Below are 14,771 nucleotides of genomic sequence, written 5' to 3'. Positions count from 1 at the left end.
CGTCACAGAGGCCTTAACTCTCATAACGCTTGCCAGCGACTGGTCTGTCCACTGCGCCTGTAATAAGTAGGTAACTAGAGAGCGCGCACAAAGGTTGTAAGAGGCACTATGGAGGTGTGCAGCGCCAAGGATGGCGCTGCCCAAGCCCTACAGGGATGTATTCACGGGCGTCCTTCATAGTGCCTCTTACAACCTCAGCGCTCTTTAGTTACAGCTAATCAAGCAGGCGACCGTAGTGGTAGTAGAGCCATTGTCCGAGGCGTCGGAATTGGGGAAGGGGAAATGGTTTTAATTGAGACTGGTAGTATGGAAGCTCCGGTAGCGTCTCTCCCATGGCGCTTTCGGCTAAACGCTGCCCGGCTAGTGCGCTAAAACTAACGCCTGCCCCGCAGTAGCCCATGCTGGCGTATATATTGTCATTGAATTTGCCGACGCGCGGATAGTCATCAAGTGATACGCTCACCCAGCCACTCCAGAAGCTGTCCCACCGCGTGATGTCTTTGAGTTGCGGGAAGGTCTGATGTAATGCCTTTAATAAGCGCTTGGCGAACGTCGGGTTTTCAGCATTTTTTCCCTGAATCGCGCCGCGACCGCCGAATAGCAGGCGGTTGTCCGGTAGTAAGCGAAAGTAGTACTTCAGCACCCGTGTATCCATTACCGCGTACTCAGGCGACAAACGAATGCTGTCGACTTGCTCTGGTGACAACGGTGGTGTCGTAATAATGCTCGAGAGAACCGGTAAAGAGCGGCTGGCCAGCTCAGGGAGCAACTGCTGGGACGTATAGCCATTGGAGCAAATTAATAGCTTACGAGCCCGCACGTTGCCTTTAGCTGTTTTTAAATACACACCTTTGTCGCCCAGTGAAACAGCAGATGTTACCGGGCAATGCTCAACGAGTTGCACTCCAGCGCTGGCCGCTCTGCGAGCGGTTGCGGCGGCCAATAGCAGTGGATTAACGGCAAAGCAGTCAGTGAAGCGCAGCGCTGAGTGCGCTTGTGGGCTATTGATCATCTGGCTTAATGCGTCTTTCTCCAGCCATTCAACGGGTTGTTCAAACTGCTTAAGGCTTTGGTATTGCTCGTGTAATGCTTTAATAGCCTCAGGTTTATGGGCAACTTTCAAATAGCCACCACTTTGGCGTTGGCATTGCTCAGGACAGTGTTGAGTGGTTTCTGTTATAAGCTGCAGTGCCGTCAGATGCTCGCCGGCTATTCCTTTTGCCACCGTTTCACCAAAACGCTCTGCCCAGGCAGACAGACCTAAACGCCCCGTACTTTTCATGACAAACCCGGCATTACGAGATGAGCAGCCCCAAGCCAGGTTGTTTGCTTCAAAGACAGCGATGGAGTGACCGTGTTCAGCCAACGTCCGAGCCGCGTTTAAGCCAGTATAACCCGCACCAATAACGGCAAACTCGACGTCCTCCGGCACGTCGTCGACACACTCCGGAAACTCAGCTTGAGTAGACTTCTGCCAATAACTTGTCTCAGGAGCATCATGCGGCCCCGGAGGTGCATTAACCAAAGGATCATACATAATCACCACCTATTAAAGCAGAGAAGGACAGGTAGTGAGCGCTGAGGTTACAAGGACTATTATGGAGGACGCCCGTGAATACATCCTTGTAGGGCTTGGGCAGCGCCCTCCATGGCGATGCACACCTCCATAATAGTCCTATGCAACCGTTAGCGCGCTCACTATCCCAGTCTCAGATAAAAAGCAAATCTAGCCGTTATAGAAGAAGAGGCAAAAGGGACAGACTGTTCACTTGTGAGTGTTACGAGTATTGAAGGCCATGGATGGCCTTCGTCAAGCCCTCATGGATGAGCTCGTCCCGTCTCCGCCACAGAGGCCTTCAATGCTCAAGCGAAGCAAGTGAGTAGCCTGTCCCAACCCCAGTGCAACCAAAGCGCTCGCTATTCGCCGCCTTACGTATCGAACTTCAGCAGCATTTCGCCGGCGTCGCAGTAGCAGGTGCCGTCGCACACTGGGCAATAGTAGCCGTCTTCGACGGAAGCCTGATACCAACGCTTACCGTGTTGTTTTATCATTTCACCACCGCAGCGTGTGAAATATTCGTACGCGCTGTTTTGCGGGCTTTGCATCCAAATATGCGCTAGACCGCCTTGGCAGCCAAGCTCTTTAGCGCTGTCGATACTGCGTTGCAATAAGGTTTTGCCAATGCCTAAGCCGCGTGCTTTTTCTGAAACCGCCGCACACTTAAAATAGCACAGCTTGTCTGCAGGAAATGGCCACTCAGATGGCGTACAGAAGCTATCAATGGGCCATTGGCCGGACGCTAGCGTCAGTCGAACACCGAGCATTTCACCGTCTTTTATTGCCAACCAGTTAAGTTGAACATTACCGGCAGTGCCTGCTGATAAATAATGCTGGAAACTCTCTGGTGTTAAGTAGTTGTCACCATGAACTTCGTTGGCTAGATCAATAACGGCCGCCTCATCGGCAGCCGTTATTTGACGATATATCACGTCGCTCATTAGTAACGATACTCGTCAGTTTTAAATGGACCTTCAACATTAACATGGATGTAATTGGCTTGCTCTGGCGTCAACTGAGTCATGACACCACCGAAGCCTTGCACCATATAACGTGCCACTTCTTCGTCCAGTTGTTTCGGCAGAACTTCAACTCGAAGATATTCTTCCTGCTGCTTAATTTCCATGTCAGCGAACTTCTGCTCAAACAAGTGAATTTGAGCCAGTACTTGGTTGGCAAATGAGCCATCCATAATGCGACTTGGGTGACCAGTTGCGTTACCTAAATTCACCAAACGACCTTCGGCTAACAAAATCAGGTAGTCGTTATCATCGTCTGAACGATAAATTTTATGTACCTGCGGCTTAATTTCTTCCCAGCGCCAGTTCTTGCGCATAAAGGCTGTGTCAATTTCGTTATCGAAGTGACCAATGTTGCAAACCAGAGCCGTAGGCTTAAGCGCTGCCAGCATATAACGGTCGCATACATCCATATTACCGGTGGTGGTCACAATAAGGTCGGTATTACCCAGCAAGTCTTTATTAATGTTTTCGCCGTTGCCTTTGTTTTTACCGTCAATATAAGGCGAAACCACTTCGAATCCGTCCATACAAGCTTGCATAGCACAGATTGGGTCAATCTCACTGATTTTAACAATCATGCCTTCCTGACGGAGGCTGGCGGCAGAACCTTTACCCACATCGCCATAGCCAACAACCAGCGCTTTTTTACCCGACAACAAGTGGTCAGTCGAGCGCTTAATGGCGTCATTCAGGGAGTGGCGGCAACCGTATTTGTTGTCATTTTTTGACTTAGTGACGGCGTCGTTCACGTTAATAGCCGGAACCTTCAATGTGCCTTTTTCCAGCATATCCAGCAGGCGGTGAACACCCGTGGTGGTTTCTTCGGTAATGCCATGAATCTTCTCAAGCATTTGCGGGAACTCGTCGTGGATCATCAGCGTCAAGTCGCCGCCGTCGTCCAGAATCATGTTCGCATCCCAAAGTTCGCCGTCTTTATGACAGGTTTGCTTCAGACACCACTCGTATTCTTCTTCTGTTTCACCTTTCCAGGCGAAAACCGGAACGCCAGCGGCAGCCATAGCGGCAGCTGCGTGGTCCTGAGTCGAGAAAATATTGCACGAAGACCAACGCACTTCTGCGCCCAGCTCAAGCAATGTCTCAATTAACACCGCCGTCTGAATCGTCATGTGAATACAGCCGATAATACGCGCGCCCGCCAAAGGTTTGCTGGCTGCATATTTACGACGAATAGTCATTAATGCCGGCATTTCCGACTCAGCGATAGCAATTTCTTTGCGGCCCCATTCGGCGAGGCTAATGTCAGCGACTTTATAGTCTTGCGAATTTTCTACACTCATAACGACTCTCTTTTCAGTAATTTTCGTGAATTCTATGCGGTTTCAGCGTTCATAACGCGTTCAATCAACTGCTGCTGGCGTGCTTTATCTAAGCGTGCGCCAAATTCAGTGACCAGCTCGGCCGCCGCATGGCTTGCTAAACGGCCAGCGTTCTCTAATGACATACCTTGAGTCAACCCGTACAGCATAGCACCTGCAAACATATCGCCGGCACCATTGGTATCAATGGCTTTAACAGGCACACCGGGTATATGAACCTGACGCTCCTTATTGGCAATAATGGCGCCGTCTTTGCCCAGTGTTATAGCGACGGTGTCAGCTTTCTCTAATAATACGCTCAATGCTGCTTGAGGATCTTCTTTACCCGTCAGTAATTCCGCTTCTTCGCGATTACAGAACATTAAATCGACGCCGCCGTCCAGAATCTCGTCAATGCCGTCTCGGAAAAACTTAACCATGGCCGGATCTGAGCAGGTCATGACCAGTTTGGTATTGTTTTCACGGGCGACTTTTTTCGCATGCTGAATAGCGCCACGGGCGATATCGGAGGTAATCAGATACCCTTCAATATACAAGTAGTTGGCGGCAGCAATCGCGTGATCATCGATTTCTGTCGTCGACAGGTCCGCTGTAATCCCTAAATGCGTGCGCATGGTGCGCTCTGCGTCGGGAGTGACCATCACCAGGCAGCGTCCAGTAATACCCGGGTTTTGCTGGTTTTTAAGGCTGGTTTCAATGCCGACGTCTTCTAAGTCTTGACGATAGAACAGGCCCGCTTCGTCGTCTGCGACCTTGCAGCAGTAGTAGGCGTTACCGCCAAACTGGGCAAAAGCAACCAGTGAATTAGCGGCTGAGCCACCACCGCACTGCTTTTTTAATTCGCCAAGTTCGGAAAGTTCGGCTATGAGAGTATTTTGAGCGTCTTCGTCAATTAACTCCATCATGCCTTTTTTAAGGTTGTGTTTTTGCAGGAAGTCGTCAGTGACTTCAAATTCCTGATCCACCAGCGCGTTGCCAATGCCGATTACATCAATGGTTTTCATAGTTTCAAATGGTTGCCTTATTAGGGCGCGTAGTATACCCGATGAGTCTGTCAGGGTCGATAAATGAACAGCGTAAAAAGTCCAATTAACAGACAAGCAATAATGAAACCTTGCCATAGCCTTTGCCAGTGGGCGGCGTAAGGCAATAACAACTCCGCCGGCCGGCCGCCAAAACGCTGTCGGCTAATACGAATGCCGGCCGCTTGTATAGGGCCGCCCAGAGTGACCTTATGGCAATAACTGAAGCTTTGCAGCCAACTGAGTACGATGGTCGGGAATACCGGGTTACGCTTTAATGGCTCAAGCTTCGGGGTGTTTCGGCGGAATAAACCAACCGCACGTGCAAACACAGAAAGAAAAAATGACGGTAAAAAGTGTGTAATAGCGTATAGCCAAGCCGTAGCCTGACCGAAATTACGGTAGCGGGCTTGAGCGATGGGCCACACTTCCTTGAGTTCAGCGACAACACGCACCCCCAGGGCGGCTAAGGGGCCTCCTACGCACCAGAATAGCAGTGGTGCAAAACGGCTTTCTAACAGACTGGTCGCCCGCAACTCTATGATGGTTTTCGCTATGCCGTGCTCGCTGAGTAAGTCGCAATCGCGCCAGGTTACCCGGCTTAACCATGAGCGTGCGGCGTTTTTACGGCTTTTTGCTAAATGTTGTTCGGCGAGTTGCGTCGCTTGTCGAGTGCTTTGTTGGCGCAGGCTTACTAACAGAATCAGCCAACCAATGGCCAGGGAGACTTCGGCACCTGCAAAAACGATGGCGGCGGGGAGAAGCACTAATAGCAGCATCGTCAACAATCCCAGAAACCCTGCTATTTTCTGCTGACCGGAAGGACGGCCTTGTTTGTTCACTTTGCCGCTCATGTAGGCGGCCATTAGCCGCAGCACGGCAAAAGGATGCCATTGTTCCGGCCACGGAAACCAGCGCTCTGCCAGCAATGCCAGCAGAGCGAGGCCAAAAGGGGAAAACAGTAACTCTTTAAACAGTTCAGCGGTCATGCCGCTATATTGCCATGGCAAGGCTTACGCGGCAATCGGCTGGCTGTTCTTGTCCTTGTTATTAGGTACGGCAGCGCGAACGTGCTCAGCCTGACGAATTTTCCCGTGAATATAGTCATGCAACTCGGCCACACGGTAACCCGGTTTTGCCTTAAAGCGCAGGAAAGGAAGCCCTGCTGCGGCGAGTGTGTTTTTCAAAAATAGGTTACGCTTCTGTTGTTGCAGCGATGACTGGTTAGGCTCAAGCTCAATAGCAACTTTAACTTGCATGGTATCGATATCGCACAACACGTAGTCCAGAATACGCTGACTGGCTTTTTGCTGGGCGTCTTTTCGCGCAGAAGACGAAAGCCCTGAACGCACTGTTACGATATCGCTCAGACGGACTTTAGTGAAAATGCGGAACTCATTGCCCACCGACTTCTCAAGCAGTGTTAAAAACTGATCTTCCTGAGCCGTACACAAGGACACATCTTTTAGTTTGTAAGGGTAGGGGACGTAGTTCTCGGACATGCGACTGGCAATAACAGCGACCGCAATAAGAACCACAACAAACAACAACAGGATAATTTCCATTTTCACACCTCATCAGAAAATTGACGCTCTCTGAGGTATGAAGCAAAAGCTGTGCCACAAAATATGACACAGCTTTATTTTTTAGGCTTTATAACCGCCCGGTACACCTTTCGTGGTGACACTGACGGCATCGTGCGCGTGCAGGGACTCGTAGTGATTGACTCGCAACCAAAAGTCGCGGAAATTTTGCATTTGGTTAAGCTTATGCTGTAAGCGACGTGACGCATCTTCACAGAACATCAAATTCTGACCGTTTAAGCGTGCAAATTCTTGTTCGTCTTCCCGTTTCACCGCGGCCTGAACGGGCGTTTTTAATGCATCCTCTACCGCGTCGATAAGCTCAACAATTGGGAAGTCGGTGACATTCTCACTCAGCTTAACTTTGACTTCTGCGACTGAACGCTGGCTGTGTGGAGTTGCCACAATACCTTCGGTAGAACCAAGCCATTCGTGCATCGTAGCGGCGTCTACGGTTTCTTGACCGGCAAACTTTTCACTAAAGGCGTCCTGTATTAACTGACGCGCAAGTGCCGCTGAACAGGGGCAAGTGGATGAATAAGGAACATCGACAGAAAGCTCAAGATTCAGCGTGCCAGCATCGTAGCGGCCAGTTAGGCTGACTGGATACGCTTTCCAGCCCTGCTTCTTGCTGATTAACGATTTACGACGCAGGTGATAGTCGAAATCAAACTTAATAAACGCTTGATTGCTGATGTCTTTGTGACTTTCGATAAAGTCATTCAATAATTGTTTTAGAGATTCGTGACTGAGCTCACCGTTGGTTGATAACTCATCCAACAGTAAATAAAGACGCGACATGTGAATGCCTTTGGTCTTTGGGTCTTTCAAGTTAACAAAAGCTTCCACCTTCGCTGCTACAGGGCGTTCAGACGCACCGGCCGCTGCCACCATCAATGGAACTTCAATATTGCTCATGCCAACCCAATCCAGGGTTCCCTCTGTCTGGGCCTGTGTTTGGTTGGCTACGTCGGGCATAACTGTTGGCATTCGTTGTGAACTCCAAAAATTTCGTGAATATTGTCAGGGCCGAGTTGATCTTTATCAATTAGGCTCAGTCTTAAAGTCGGGCATTATAGCGCAGAATTCCATCGGGTGACACCGATTGCCCTAATCGATTCTCCCTGACAAACAAGCCGGGGAGTTGACTAAAACAGTAATTACGCCGAGGATAGAGTTTTGGATTGACGGAGTAAGAAAATGTCAGAAAAATCGGTCATTGATACCGAATTATTGCAGCAGTACGTTGACTCATTGGGTGTGGACGGCTTAAAAACGACGTTAGCTACTTTTGATGGGGTGATTCAAGAGTACGCTAAGCTGATTCATACGGCAGCCAAAGAGCGCAAAGAAGACGAGCTTCGCAAACAAGCGCATAAAGTGAAAGGTGCGTGCAGCTCTGTTGGCTTATCTCAGCTTGCAGAAATGATGAAACGAGTTGAAAAGGAAAAATGGGAGTGGCCGCAAGTAGAACGTTGGCTGATAGAGTGGGCCGACGCGGTTATTCCGCATCGGCAACAAATTGATGCTTGGTTAGCTACCCATCACTGAGCTTGCTGATCAACTTCACCAATGAACCGGTAACCTTCACCATGGATGGTGGTTATTAGGTTTGGCGTTTCAGGGTGAGACTCGAAGTGACGACGAATACGACGAATAGCGACGTCGACGGTACGGTCATTTGGACGTAACTCACGATCCAACATGCGTTTTACCAAAGTTTCACGATCTAAAATCCGACCCGGATGCGTTAAAAACAACTCTAACGCGCGGTATTCACTTTTCGGAAGACGGAACATTTGGTTGTCAGGCGAATAAAGACAACGGCTGTCACTGTTTAAACGCCAACCGTGGAAGCGAAATTCAACGCTATTATTTTCTACCGGATTACTTGAGCGAGACGCTTCAATACGACGGCATAGGTTACGAACGCGAATAGTTAACTCTTTCGGGTTGTAAGGCTTGATGAGGTAGTCATCAGCACCTAGCTCAAGGGCAAGCAGGCGATCATCTTCACTGTCACGGCCGGTCAGAAAAATGAGACCAATGTTGTCTCTTTCACGCAGTGACTCAGCAAGCTCTAAACCATTTTTACCCGGTAAGTTAACGTCCATAATCACAACATCGACGCGCTCCTGGCGCATGATGTTTTCCATCTGCAGTCCGTCCGCCGCGTCAAATACTTCATAGCCTTCCTGTTGGAATAAACGAGTTAGCGTCTGGCGGGTAACGACTTCATCTTCAACAATCAGTATTCTGGCATTCATAAGCGTTGATTTTCCCGGAAAGTTCGTCGCTTGACGTGAAAGTTAGCGTCAAATTATAAAAGTTATGACGTTACATTATGACTTTTGTTTCAAATTTTTCAAGCATTGCTGAGCACGGTCACTGGAAAGCGGATAATAAATTCAACACCGTTATTTTCCTCACTGAAAAAGTGAATGTTGCCGCCCAGAACCTGGGTAACCAAGTTGTAAACCAGGTGCAAACCTAAACCACTGCCACCGGAACCCCGCTTGGTTGTCACAAAAGGATCAAATATTTTGCGACTAATATCAGCGTCAACGCCGTGACCGTTGTCGGTGTATATAATTTCAAGTTCGTTATCATTGACCAATTGAAAACGGATATCGATTTGCCCCTTTTCGCGTCCCTCAAACGCATGAACCATTGAGTTAATAATCAGGTTCATGAGTATTTGGTTAAGAGGTCCTGCTTTCGCCCGAACCTGGATATCGCCCTCGCAATGAACGTTTATAGGGAAGTGCTCCGGATTTAAGCGGCGCGGTTTCACTGACATGAGTACATCGTTCATAAAGCTGTTGATTTCAATGTCACGATCCACTTCCGATGACTGGTCTACCGCCACCTGTTTGAAACTGGTCACTAAGTCAGCGGCTCTGTTCAGATTGCGGTAAATAATCTGCAAGTTCTCGTCACAATCTTTTAAGAAACGCTCGAACTCATTGGTTGAAATTCGTTTAGCGTCAAACTTCTCCTGCATAACAGCAAGCTTGTCCTGCAATAGCGTTGAGGCGGTGACGGACAGCCCAATAGGTGTGTTCACCTCATGTGCGATACCGGCAACCATATCACCTAGCGAGGCCATTTTTTCAGACTCGACAAGTTGTCCCTGGTATTGGTGCAACTGTTCCAATGTTTTCAGGAGTTCGCTATTGGATTCTTTCAATGCTTGAGTGCGCTGTGTGACTTGCTGCTCCAGTTGAGTATTTAACTGGCTCGCTTCTTCTTCCGCGCGGCGTTGTCGGGTAATGTGCTGTTGGACTCGATCCAGCATGGTGTTGAAGGCTTGCGCCATGGTGTCGAACTCAGCAAGTTGCGACGACGGTAAGCGCAGCGAGTAGTTTTTATCTCGTGCCACCTGCGATACAACGTCAACCACGGAGTCAAGCGGTTGTACTATCGCCTTACGTAATCGCAACGTCGCCAGCCAGCAAGCCAGCAGCGTGACAAGTGCCACCACAACAGCAACGGCTATTGAGCGCCACATGAATAACCTGACCTGCTCAAGTGAGCCTCTGAGGTAAACATAGCCAATGACGTCGCCATCGAGAGTCACGGGCTGGGACACTTCAATGTTTGCATCGTTTATTGTCGGCGATGTTAAGCGCTCTAGCTTGGAGAAGCGTGCCGGAATAGGGGCTAAACCTTGCTTATTATAACTGGAGAAAAAGGTTAGCTGGCCACTGGCTTCGTCCATTTTATAAACATGGATATGCTCAATAAACGGGGTGTTTTGAAAGGTGCCAAGACGCTGCTTTTCGGAGACGGTATCGTCAAAAACGATGGTTCTGGCGGCATTGCTGGCGATGATCCGCGTATAAGACAATGCCTGCTCCTGCAAAGACTTTTCGAACTGTCCAACTTGGCTGACAATATTTATGGTAAAGCCAATAAGCAGCGCAAAACTGGTGACTAATAGCACCAGATAAATGAGTATGCGCTTCAGTGAAATCGTATGCATTCAGTTAACAGCTCAACTTAATTCTTATTTATGTTTATTTATGTTAGCAAATCGTTAACAAAAGAGTAATCATCTAAACGATAAAACGCTGATTTTATCGACAAGCCGCTTTGTAGACACGATAACGACCGTCATCCGCTAAAACGTCGCAATGTCCAAAACCTTCCTCAATCACCTCAGCCCACGGTAAAAACCGATTCGCAACGATATATAACGTCCCGCTTTTGTTCAAATGTTTGCGAGCACTACTCAAAAATTTACGAGCAATGGCATAGTCAGTGTTTTGGCCTGTGTGAAATGGCGGGTTACTGACAATAGTGTCAAACACCTCTAAATTATCAGGTAAGCCGTCGGCTAAGCGTAAATCAACCTCAATACCCTGCTGAGCAAACGTCATTGTGCTGGCAGCTATCGCCATTGGGTTAACATCACAGGCGGTTAACTGCTCGGCGGATTGGCGCAACGCACTGGTTATCACACCGGCGCCGCAGGCAAAATCTAATACGTGGCCCAGTGGTTTTTCGCTCAGGGTGTTCAGTAGCAATAGGGTGGCAGGGTCAATATGAGTTTGACTGAATACGCCTGGTAATGTGGTGAAACTCTCGCTATGCCCATTTAACTCATAATGGACGTGGGTTGCGTAATCGGTTAACGGAGGTGGATCTCCAGCGTTGTTAATATGTGCAGCGCTAAATAATTGGCAATGATTTCCTGACGCGGTTTTACGCGGTTTTGAAAAGCTCTCAGGCAACTTTTTCGCCAGTGACTGAACGCCTGAACGCTTTTCCCCAACTAACCATAAGGTAGCGCCTTTAGGTAAGGCACTGAGTTGTTCAAGGATATAGTGATTTAGAGCTTTCTCTTTAGCAACAACCAGCATGACTTGTGTGTACTGGTTCATATCAGGCGCTGTCGCCTGGCAATAAACGCCCCTGCCTTTCGCTTGCCATTGACTGGCGATACCGGCGTGAAAGCTCCAGGCCTCAGTATTGTCTATGTCAGCCAAGCTATCGTCGAGTGGATTAATAACCAATAAAGGTGAGTCCCGCCAGGGCTGTTCGTTTTGACGCTCTAGTAAAGAAAAAATAGCAGATGACATTATAGTGAATCGTTACAGTAGACTGTCTACGCGCAGTTGTTTGTCTTCAAGTAGGAACATTGTACCATTGCGATGCTCTTTAATGCGCAGGCTTTTTTCTTTAAAAATAAAGAGTATGCCCGGGAACACTTCACGGCTGACCATAGTGCGCAATGTCGGGTGCGTTTCAAACGCTTCTAAAACGGAATCAATGCTAATACGAGTCGTCGTAATTCGGGACTTTATTTTTTTGAGTTCACCGTAGAGTTTTTGCTGGTACTGCACCCGTTTGGCTTCGTCCTCAAGTGATTTACAACGTTCTAAACCTTGCTGCAGCGTTTTGGCGCGAGCAATCAGTTTAGCAAGAGAGCTACGTAAGTGATTGAGATGAGCGACTGCCTGTGGATCGTGGGGTGGTAATGACCAGTAAATACGAGTTTTGGTTCCGGCAGGAGCCCCCAGTTGACCGCAATAGATGTGATCACTGGTTTCAATGGTGCCACCAATGAGTTTGCCCCTGGCGGCTTTACCTTCCCCGCCAATTGCTAAAGGACCTTTTGTAACGACATGGCAATGCGTGAGCTGTTTATTGGTATGCACACCATTTTTCGCATCAAAAAACGAATACTGAGCATAAGCGCACCAAACCGAACCACCCGCGACTAATTTAGTGGATACCTCAGGTATCCAGTCGTCCGCATCTTCATCATGCTCGCCGGTTTCCGACGTATTTAATAAGCGTCCAATACAGCCTTTCTGAACGGTAATATTGCCATCAGCGTAGAGCTCGGCAGAATCGACATAGCCACCGACGGTAATATCACCGGTACACGTCACTTTCATGCCTTCACTGACATTACCCGTTACGATGACGCTGCCTTTAAACTTGACGTGCCCTGTTGAAACATCAACGTTATTAAGCTGCATAACGTCATCAACTTGCACACTGTTACCATTAAAACTGGGCAAACCGGTACGGTCAGCGATAATAACATTGGGGTCATCATCACTTATTTTCGTGCCCTCACCGGGGGCAAAGTCACGATCTTCCCCATCCATTGCCTCGAGTTCTTGCCCAAACACGGTGAAACCCGGTCGGCCTTTACTCAATGGTATTTTCTGCAGCAGCGGCTGGCCGGGGTCGACCGTCACTTGAGCGCCTAAGTCGCGCATATCAGCGGTACCGTCTTCTCGAAGCTGGGGGCGCAACACGCGCTGTCGAGCGTCATCGACCAATGGTTTAAAGCGTGCATTGCTGCCGTTGATAGGGTGTTTGCCTTTGGCAACAGTGACAGACATTTCGGCCCCGGGAGGCGCTTCGTTTGTGTGTTCGACTAACGCTTCAATACCCTTACGCTGAATGCCTGAGGTAATGTCTTTCTCGCGTAGCGCAGAGATGATCATTTCCTGCGTTAATGCTTTGCCGCCATACCCGACAATACCGCTGGCAGTGACTTTCATGTCGTCATCGCTGACTTGTAGCTTCAGGTCAGCATCAAAAATTTCCGCAATGATGACTTGAAAATGGATGCTTTTGTTGCTGTCTTTGGAGAAATGCTGCGCATACTTTGTCGCAGTTTGAGTCAGCATTTGGGGATCTAACAGTTTGGCAGCCGAAAACTCAGACGCCTGCCAGGCTTTCTGTAATGCTTCTGCTTTAACGTCTGAAGGCGATGTACCTGCATCAATCATGATGTACACATCGCGTTCAGAAACCCGGAAACTGACCGGACTGGACATTGTGCGCCTATTTTCTAACTGTTGTTATAATTTTATCGGCCAATATTAACGAATTCTGATGAGTTTTTGTATTGTTTTTAGTCAGTCGAAGAGTTTTCGTTACAATAGTGTTGGACTTTTTGATTCACTTCAAAAAGAAAGTAGTTAACTTGTCTAACCTCTTGCCGCTTTTCAGTTTCCGACAATTGGGGCCATTTCTTGAATAGTTGTCCAACAAACTCGCTGAACTCATAAGCACCAACGGTAGCGGTTAAACTTTTCAAGGTATGCAGTTTAATTTTAGCTTCCTCGTCGTCAGCAAGTAGGGAATTTTCGTCTAATAAAGGTGAAAACTCCTCTAAATAACAGCGAAGGACTTCACAATAGAGCGGCTGCACATCATCACAGTGGTGAAGCCCTTGCTCAAAGCTGACGCTTGACAGATTGGTTGTCATAACGGCTTATTCTCGTAGACTTCGGTGAATGAATCCACACTCTCTGTGGCTTCGGATATGACGTCTTTGTCAAACTGCGCCACATTGAACAATGCCTCTCCCTCGTTCGCAACCGGAATGTTGCTGCAACCGATAATAATCCCCGAACGGGTGATTCAATAGGATCGTCGGCACCACCATGCGGATTAACACTCAGCGCCAATATTTGGCCTTTCTGAATGGTTTGCCCTAACTCTACTTTGGGTAATATCAAACCGTCACGTTCGGCACGGACCCATGTTGAGCGGTGCGATATTACCGCGGTAATTCGGCGACCTTTACGACGACCTTTCAGCATTTTCAGGTGCTTCATGACGTTTTGGACGCCAATAACGCCGGCACTTATTGACGCTTCGTCAAAGCGCAATGCTTCGCCGGCCTCGTAAAGAATGAGTGGAATGCCCAATTCCGTCGCCAGAGCTCTTAGCGATCCGTCACGCTCCTTGGAGTGCAAAATAACGGGCGTGCTAAAGGCCTTAGCCATGGCTAACGATTTGTCGTTATCAACGTCTGCTCGTATTTGCGGCAAATTGCTACGATGAATAGCACCGGTATGCAAATCGATAATATGAGTAGATTTTTTCACCAACTCTTCACTGAAGAGAAAGGCCATTCTGCTGCCTAAAGCGCCACGCTCCGACCCCGGAAAGCAGCGGTTTAAGTCACGGCGATCAGGCAAATACCGAGACTGTTGAATAAAGCCAAATAGGTTCACGATAGGCACAACAATCAAGGTGCCTGAGAGGTTGCGAGCGTCAATTTCGTTAATTAAACGGCGACAGACTTCGATACCATTGAGCTCGTCACCGTGAATAGCGGCAGAAACCAGCAGCACCGGACCGGGCTTGGTGCCATGGAATACATCGATACGTAAATCCAATGGCGCGTCGTTATAAAGCCGAACCGCCGGCAACGTAATGTGTTGGTGTGAGCCAGGTTCAATCGACTGCCCGGCAAGCTCAAACCGCTGCAT

The 14,771-nt window shown here is 48.6% G+C and carries 13 protein-coding genes and 1 pseudogene; 1 reads left to right on the top strand and 13 read right to left on the bottom strand.

The window, feature by feature from the left end:
* Positions 1-214: 214 nt before the first annotated feature.
* From CEW91_RS10185 to folE2, 7 genes are all read right to left on the bottom strand, one after another.
* Positions 215-1,537, bottom strand: a complete 1,323-nt coding sequence (locus CEW91_RS10185) for an NAD(P)/FAD-dependent oxidoreductase (protein WP_088768850.1) — start codon at positions 1,535-1,537, stop codon at positions 215-217.
* 392 nt (positions 1,538-1,929) lie between these two features.
* Complete coding sequence (locus CEW91_RS10180; RefSeq protein ID WP_088768849.1) at positions 1,930-2,499, bottom strand: GNAT family N-acetyltransferase; 570 nt, start codon at positions 2,497-2,499, stop codon at positions 1,930-1,932.
* A complete protein-coding gene (gene ahcY / locus CEW91_RS10175) occupies positions 2,499-3,878 on the bottom strand; it encodes an adenosylhomocysteinase (protein ID WP_058575990.1) in 1,380 nt (459 codons plus the stop codon). Before ahcY ends, CEW91_RS10180 begins: the two co-directional genes overlap by 1 nt.
* A 32-nt stretch (positions 3,879-3,910) precedes the next feature.
* Positions 3,911-4,921 carry an adenosine kinase gene (locus CEW91_RS10170; RefSeq protein ID WP_088768848.1) on the bottom strand — a complete coding sequence of 337 codons (1,011 nt, stop codon included), beginning with the start codon at positions 4,919-4,921 and terminating at the stop codon, positions 3,911-3,913.
* 50 nt (positions 4,922-4,971) lie between these two features.
* Positions 4,972-5,928 (bottom strand): cobalamin biosynthesis protein CobD/CbiB, encoded by a 957-nt coding sequence (locus CEW91_RS10165; RefSeq protein WP_088768847.1) that lies wholly within the window; start codon positions 5,926-5,928, stop codon positions 4,972-4,974.
* A 24-nt stretch (positions 5,929-5,952) separates the two neighbouring features.
* Positions 5,953-6,504, bottom strand: coding sequence for a DUF2726 domain-containing protein (locus tag CEW91_RS10160; RefSeq protein WP_088768846.1), 552 nt, complete (start codon positions 6,502-6,504; stop codon positions 5,953-5,955).
* Between the two features lie 81 nt (positions 6,505-6,585).
* On the bottom strand, positions 6,586-7,512 hold the full coding sequence (gene folE2 / locus CEW91_RS10155; protein WP_088768845.1) for a GTP cyclohydrolase FolE2: 927 nt from the start codon (positions 7,510-7,512) through the stop codon (positions 6,586-6,588).
* A 210-nt stretch (positions 7,513-7,722) separates the two neighbouring features.
* On the opposite strand from folE2, the gene CEW91_RS10150 reads away from it, so the two are divergent.
* The gene (locus CEW91_RS10150; protein WP_088768844.1) at positions 7,723-8,073 is read left to right on the top strand and encodes an Hpt domain-containing protein; all 351 of its coding nucleotides are present in this window, start codon (positions 7,723-7,725) and stop codon (positions 8,071-8,073) included.
* Here CEW91_RS10150 and arcA read toward each other — a convergent pair.
* The 6 genes and pseudogenes from arcA to CEW91_RS10120 form a co-directional block, all read right to left on the bottom strand.
* Positions 8,067-8,789 (bottom strand): two-component system response regulator ArcA, encoded by a 723-nt coding sequence (gene arcA / locus CEW91_RS10145; RefSeq protein WP_164976526.1) that lies wholly within the window; start codon positions 8,787-8,789, stop codon positions 8,067-8,069. The genes CEW91_RS10150 and arcA overlap by 7 nt on opposite strands.
* 98 nt (positions 8,790-8,887) lie before the next feature.
* Positions 8,888-10,507: an ATP-binding protein gene (locus tag CEW91_RS10140; RefSeq protein ID WP_088768843.1), complete on the bottom strand. Its 1,620-nt coding sequence runs from the start codon at positions 10,505-10,507 to the stop codon at positions 8,888-8,890.
* 94 nt (positions 10,508-10,601) lie between these two features.
* The gene (locus CEW91_RS10135) at positions 10,602-11,606 is read right to left on the bottom strand and encodes a class I SAM-dependent methyltransferase (RefSeq protein ID WP_088768842.1); all 1,005 of its coding nucleotides are present in this window, start codon (positions 11,604-11,606) and stop codon (positions 10,602-10,604) included.
* A 12-nt stretch (positions 11,607-11,618) separates the two neighbouring features.
* The gene (locus CEW91_RS10130) at positions 11,619-13,325 is read right to left on the bottom strand and encodes a DUF342 domain-containing protein (RefSeq protein WP_088768841.1); all 1,707 of its coding nucleotides are present in this window, start codon (positions 13,323-13,325) and stop codon (positions 11,619-11,621) included.
* Positions 13,326-13,402: 77 nt separating this feature from the next.
* Positions 13,403-13,759, bottom strand: coding sequence for an Hpt domain-containing protein (locus tag CEW91_RS10125; protein WP_088768840.1), 357 nt, complete (start codon positions 13,757-13,759; stop codon positions 13,403-13,405).
* Positions 13,756-14,771, bottom strand: a pseudogene (locus CEW91_RS10120) (succinylglutamate desuccinylase/aspartoacylase family protein). Before CEW91_RS10120 ends, CEW91_RS10125 begins: the two are co-directional and overlap by 4 nt.

The organism is Idiomarina piscisalsi, from assembly GCF_002211765.1.
GTDB classification, from domain to species: domain Bacteria; phylum Pseudomonadota; class Gammaproteobacteria; order Enterobacterales; family Alteromonadaceae; genus Idiomarina; species Idiomarina piscisalsi_A.
Note: the sequence above shows the minus strand (reverse complement) of the source record. Positions and strands in the feature narration are given on the sequence as shown.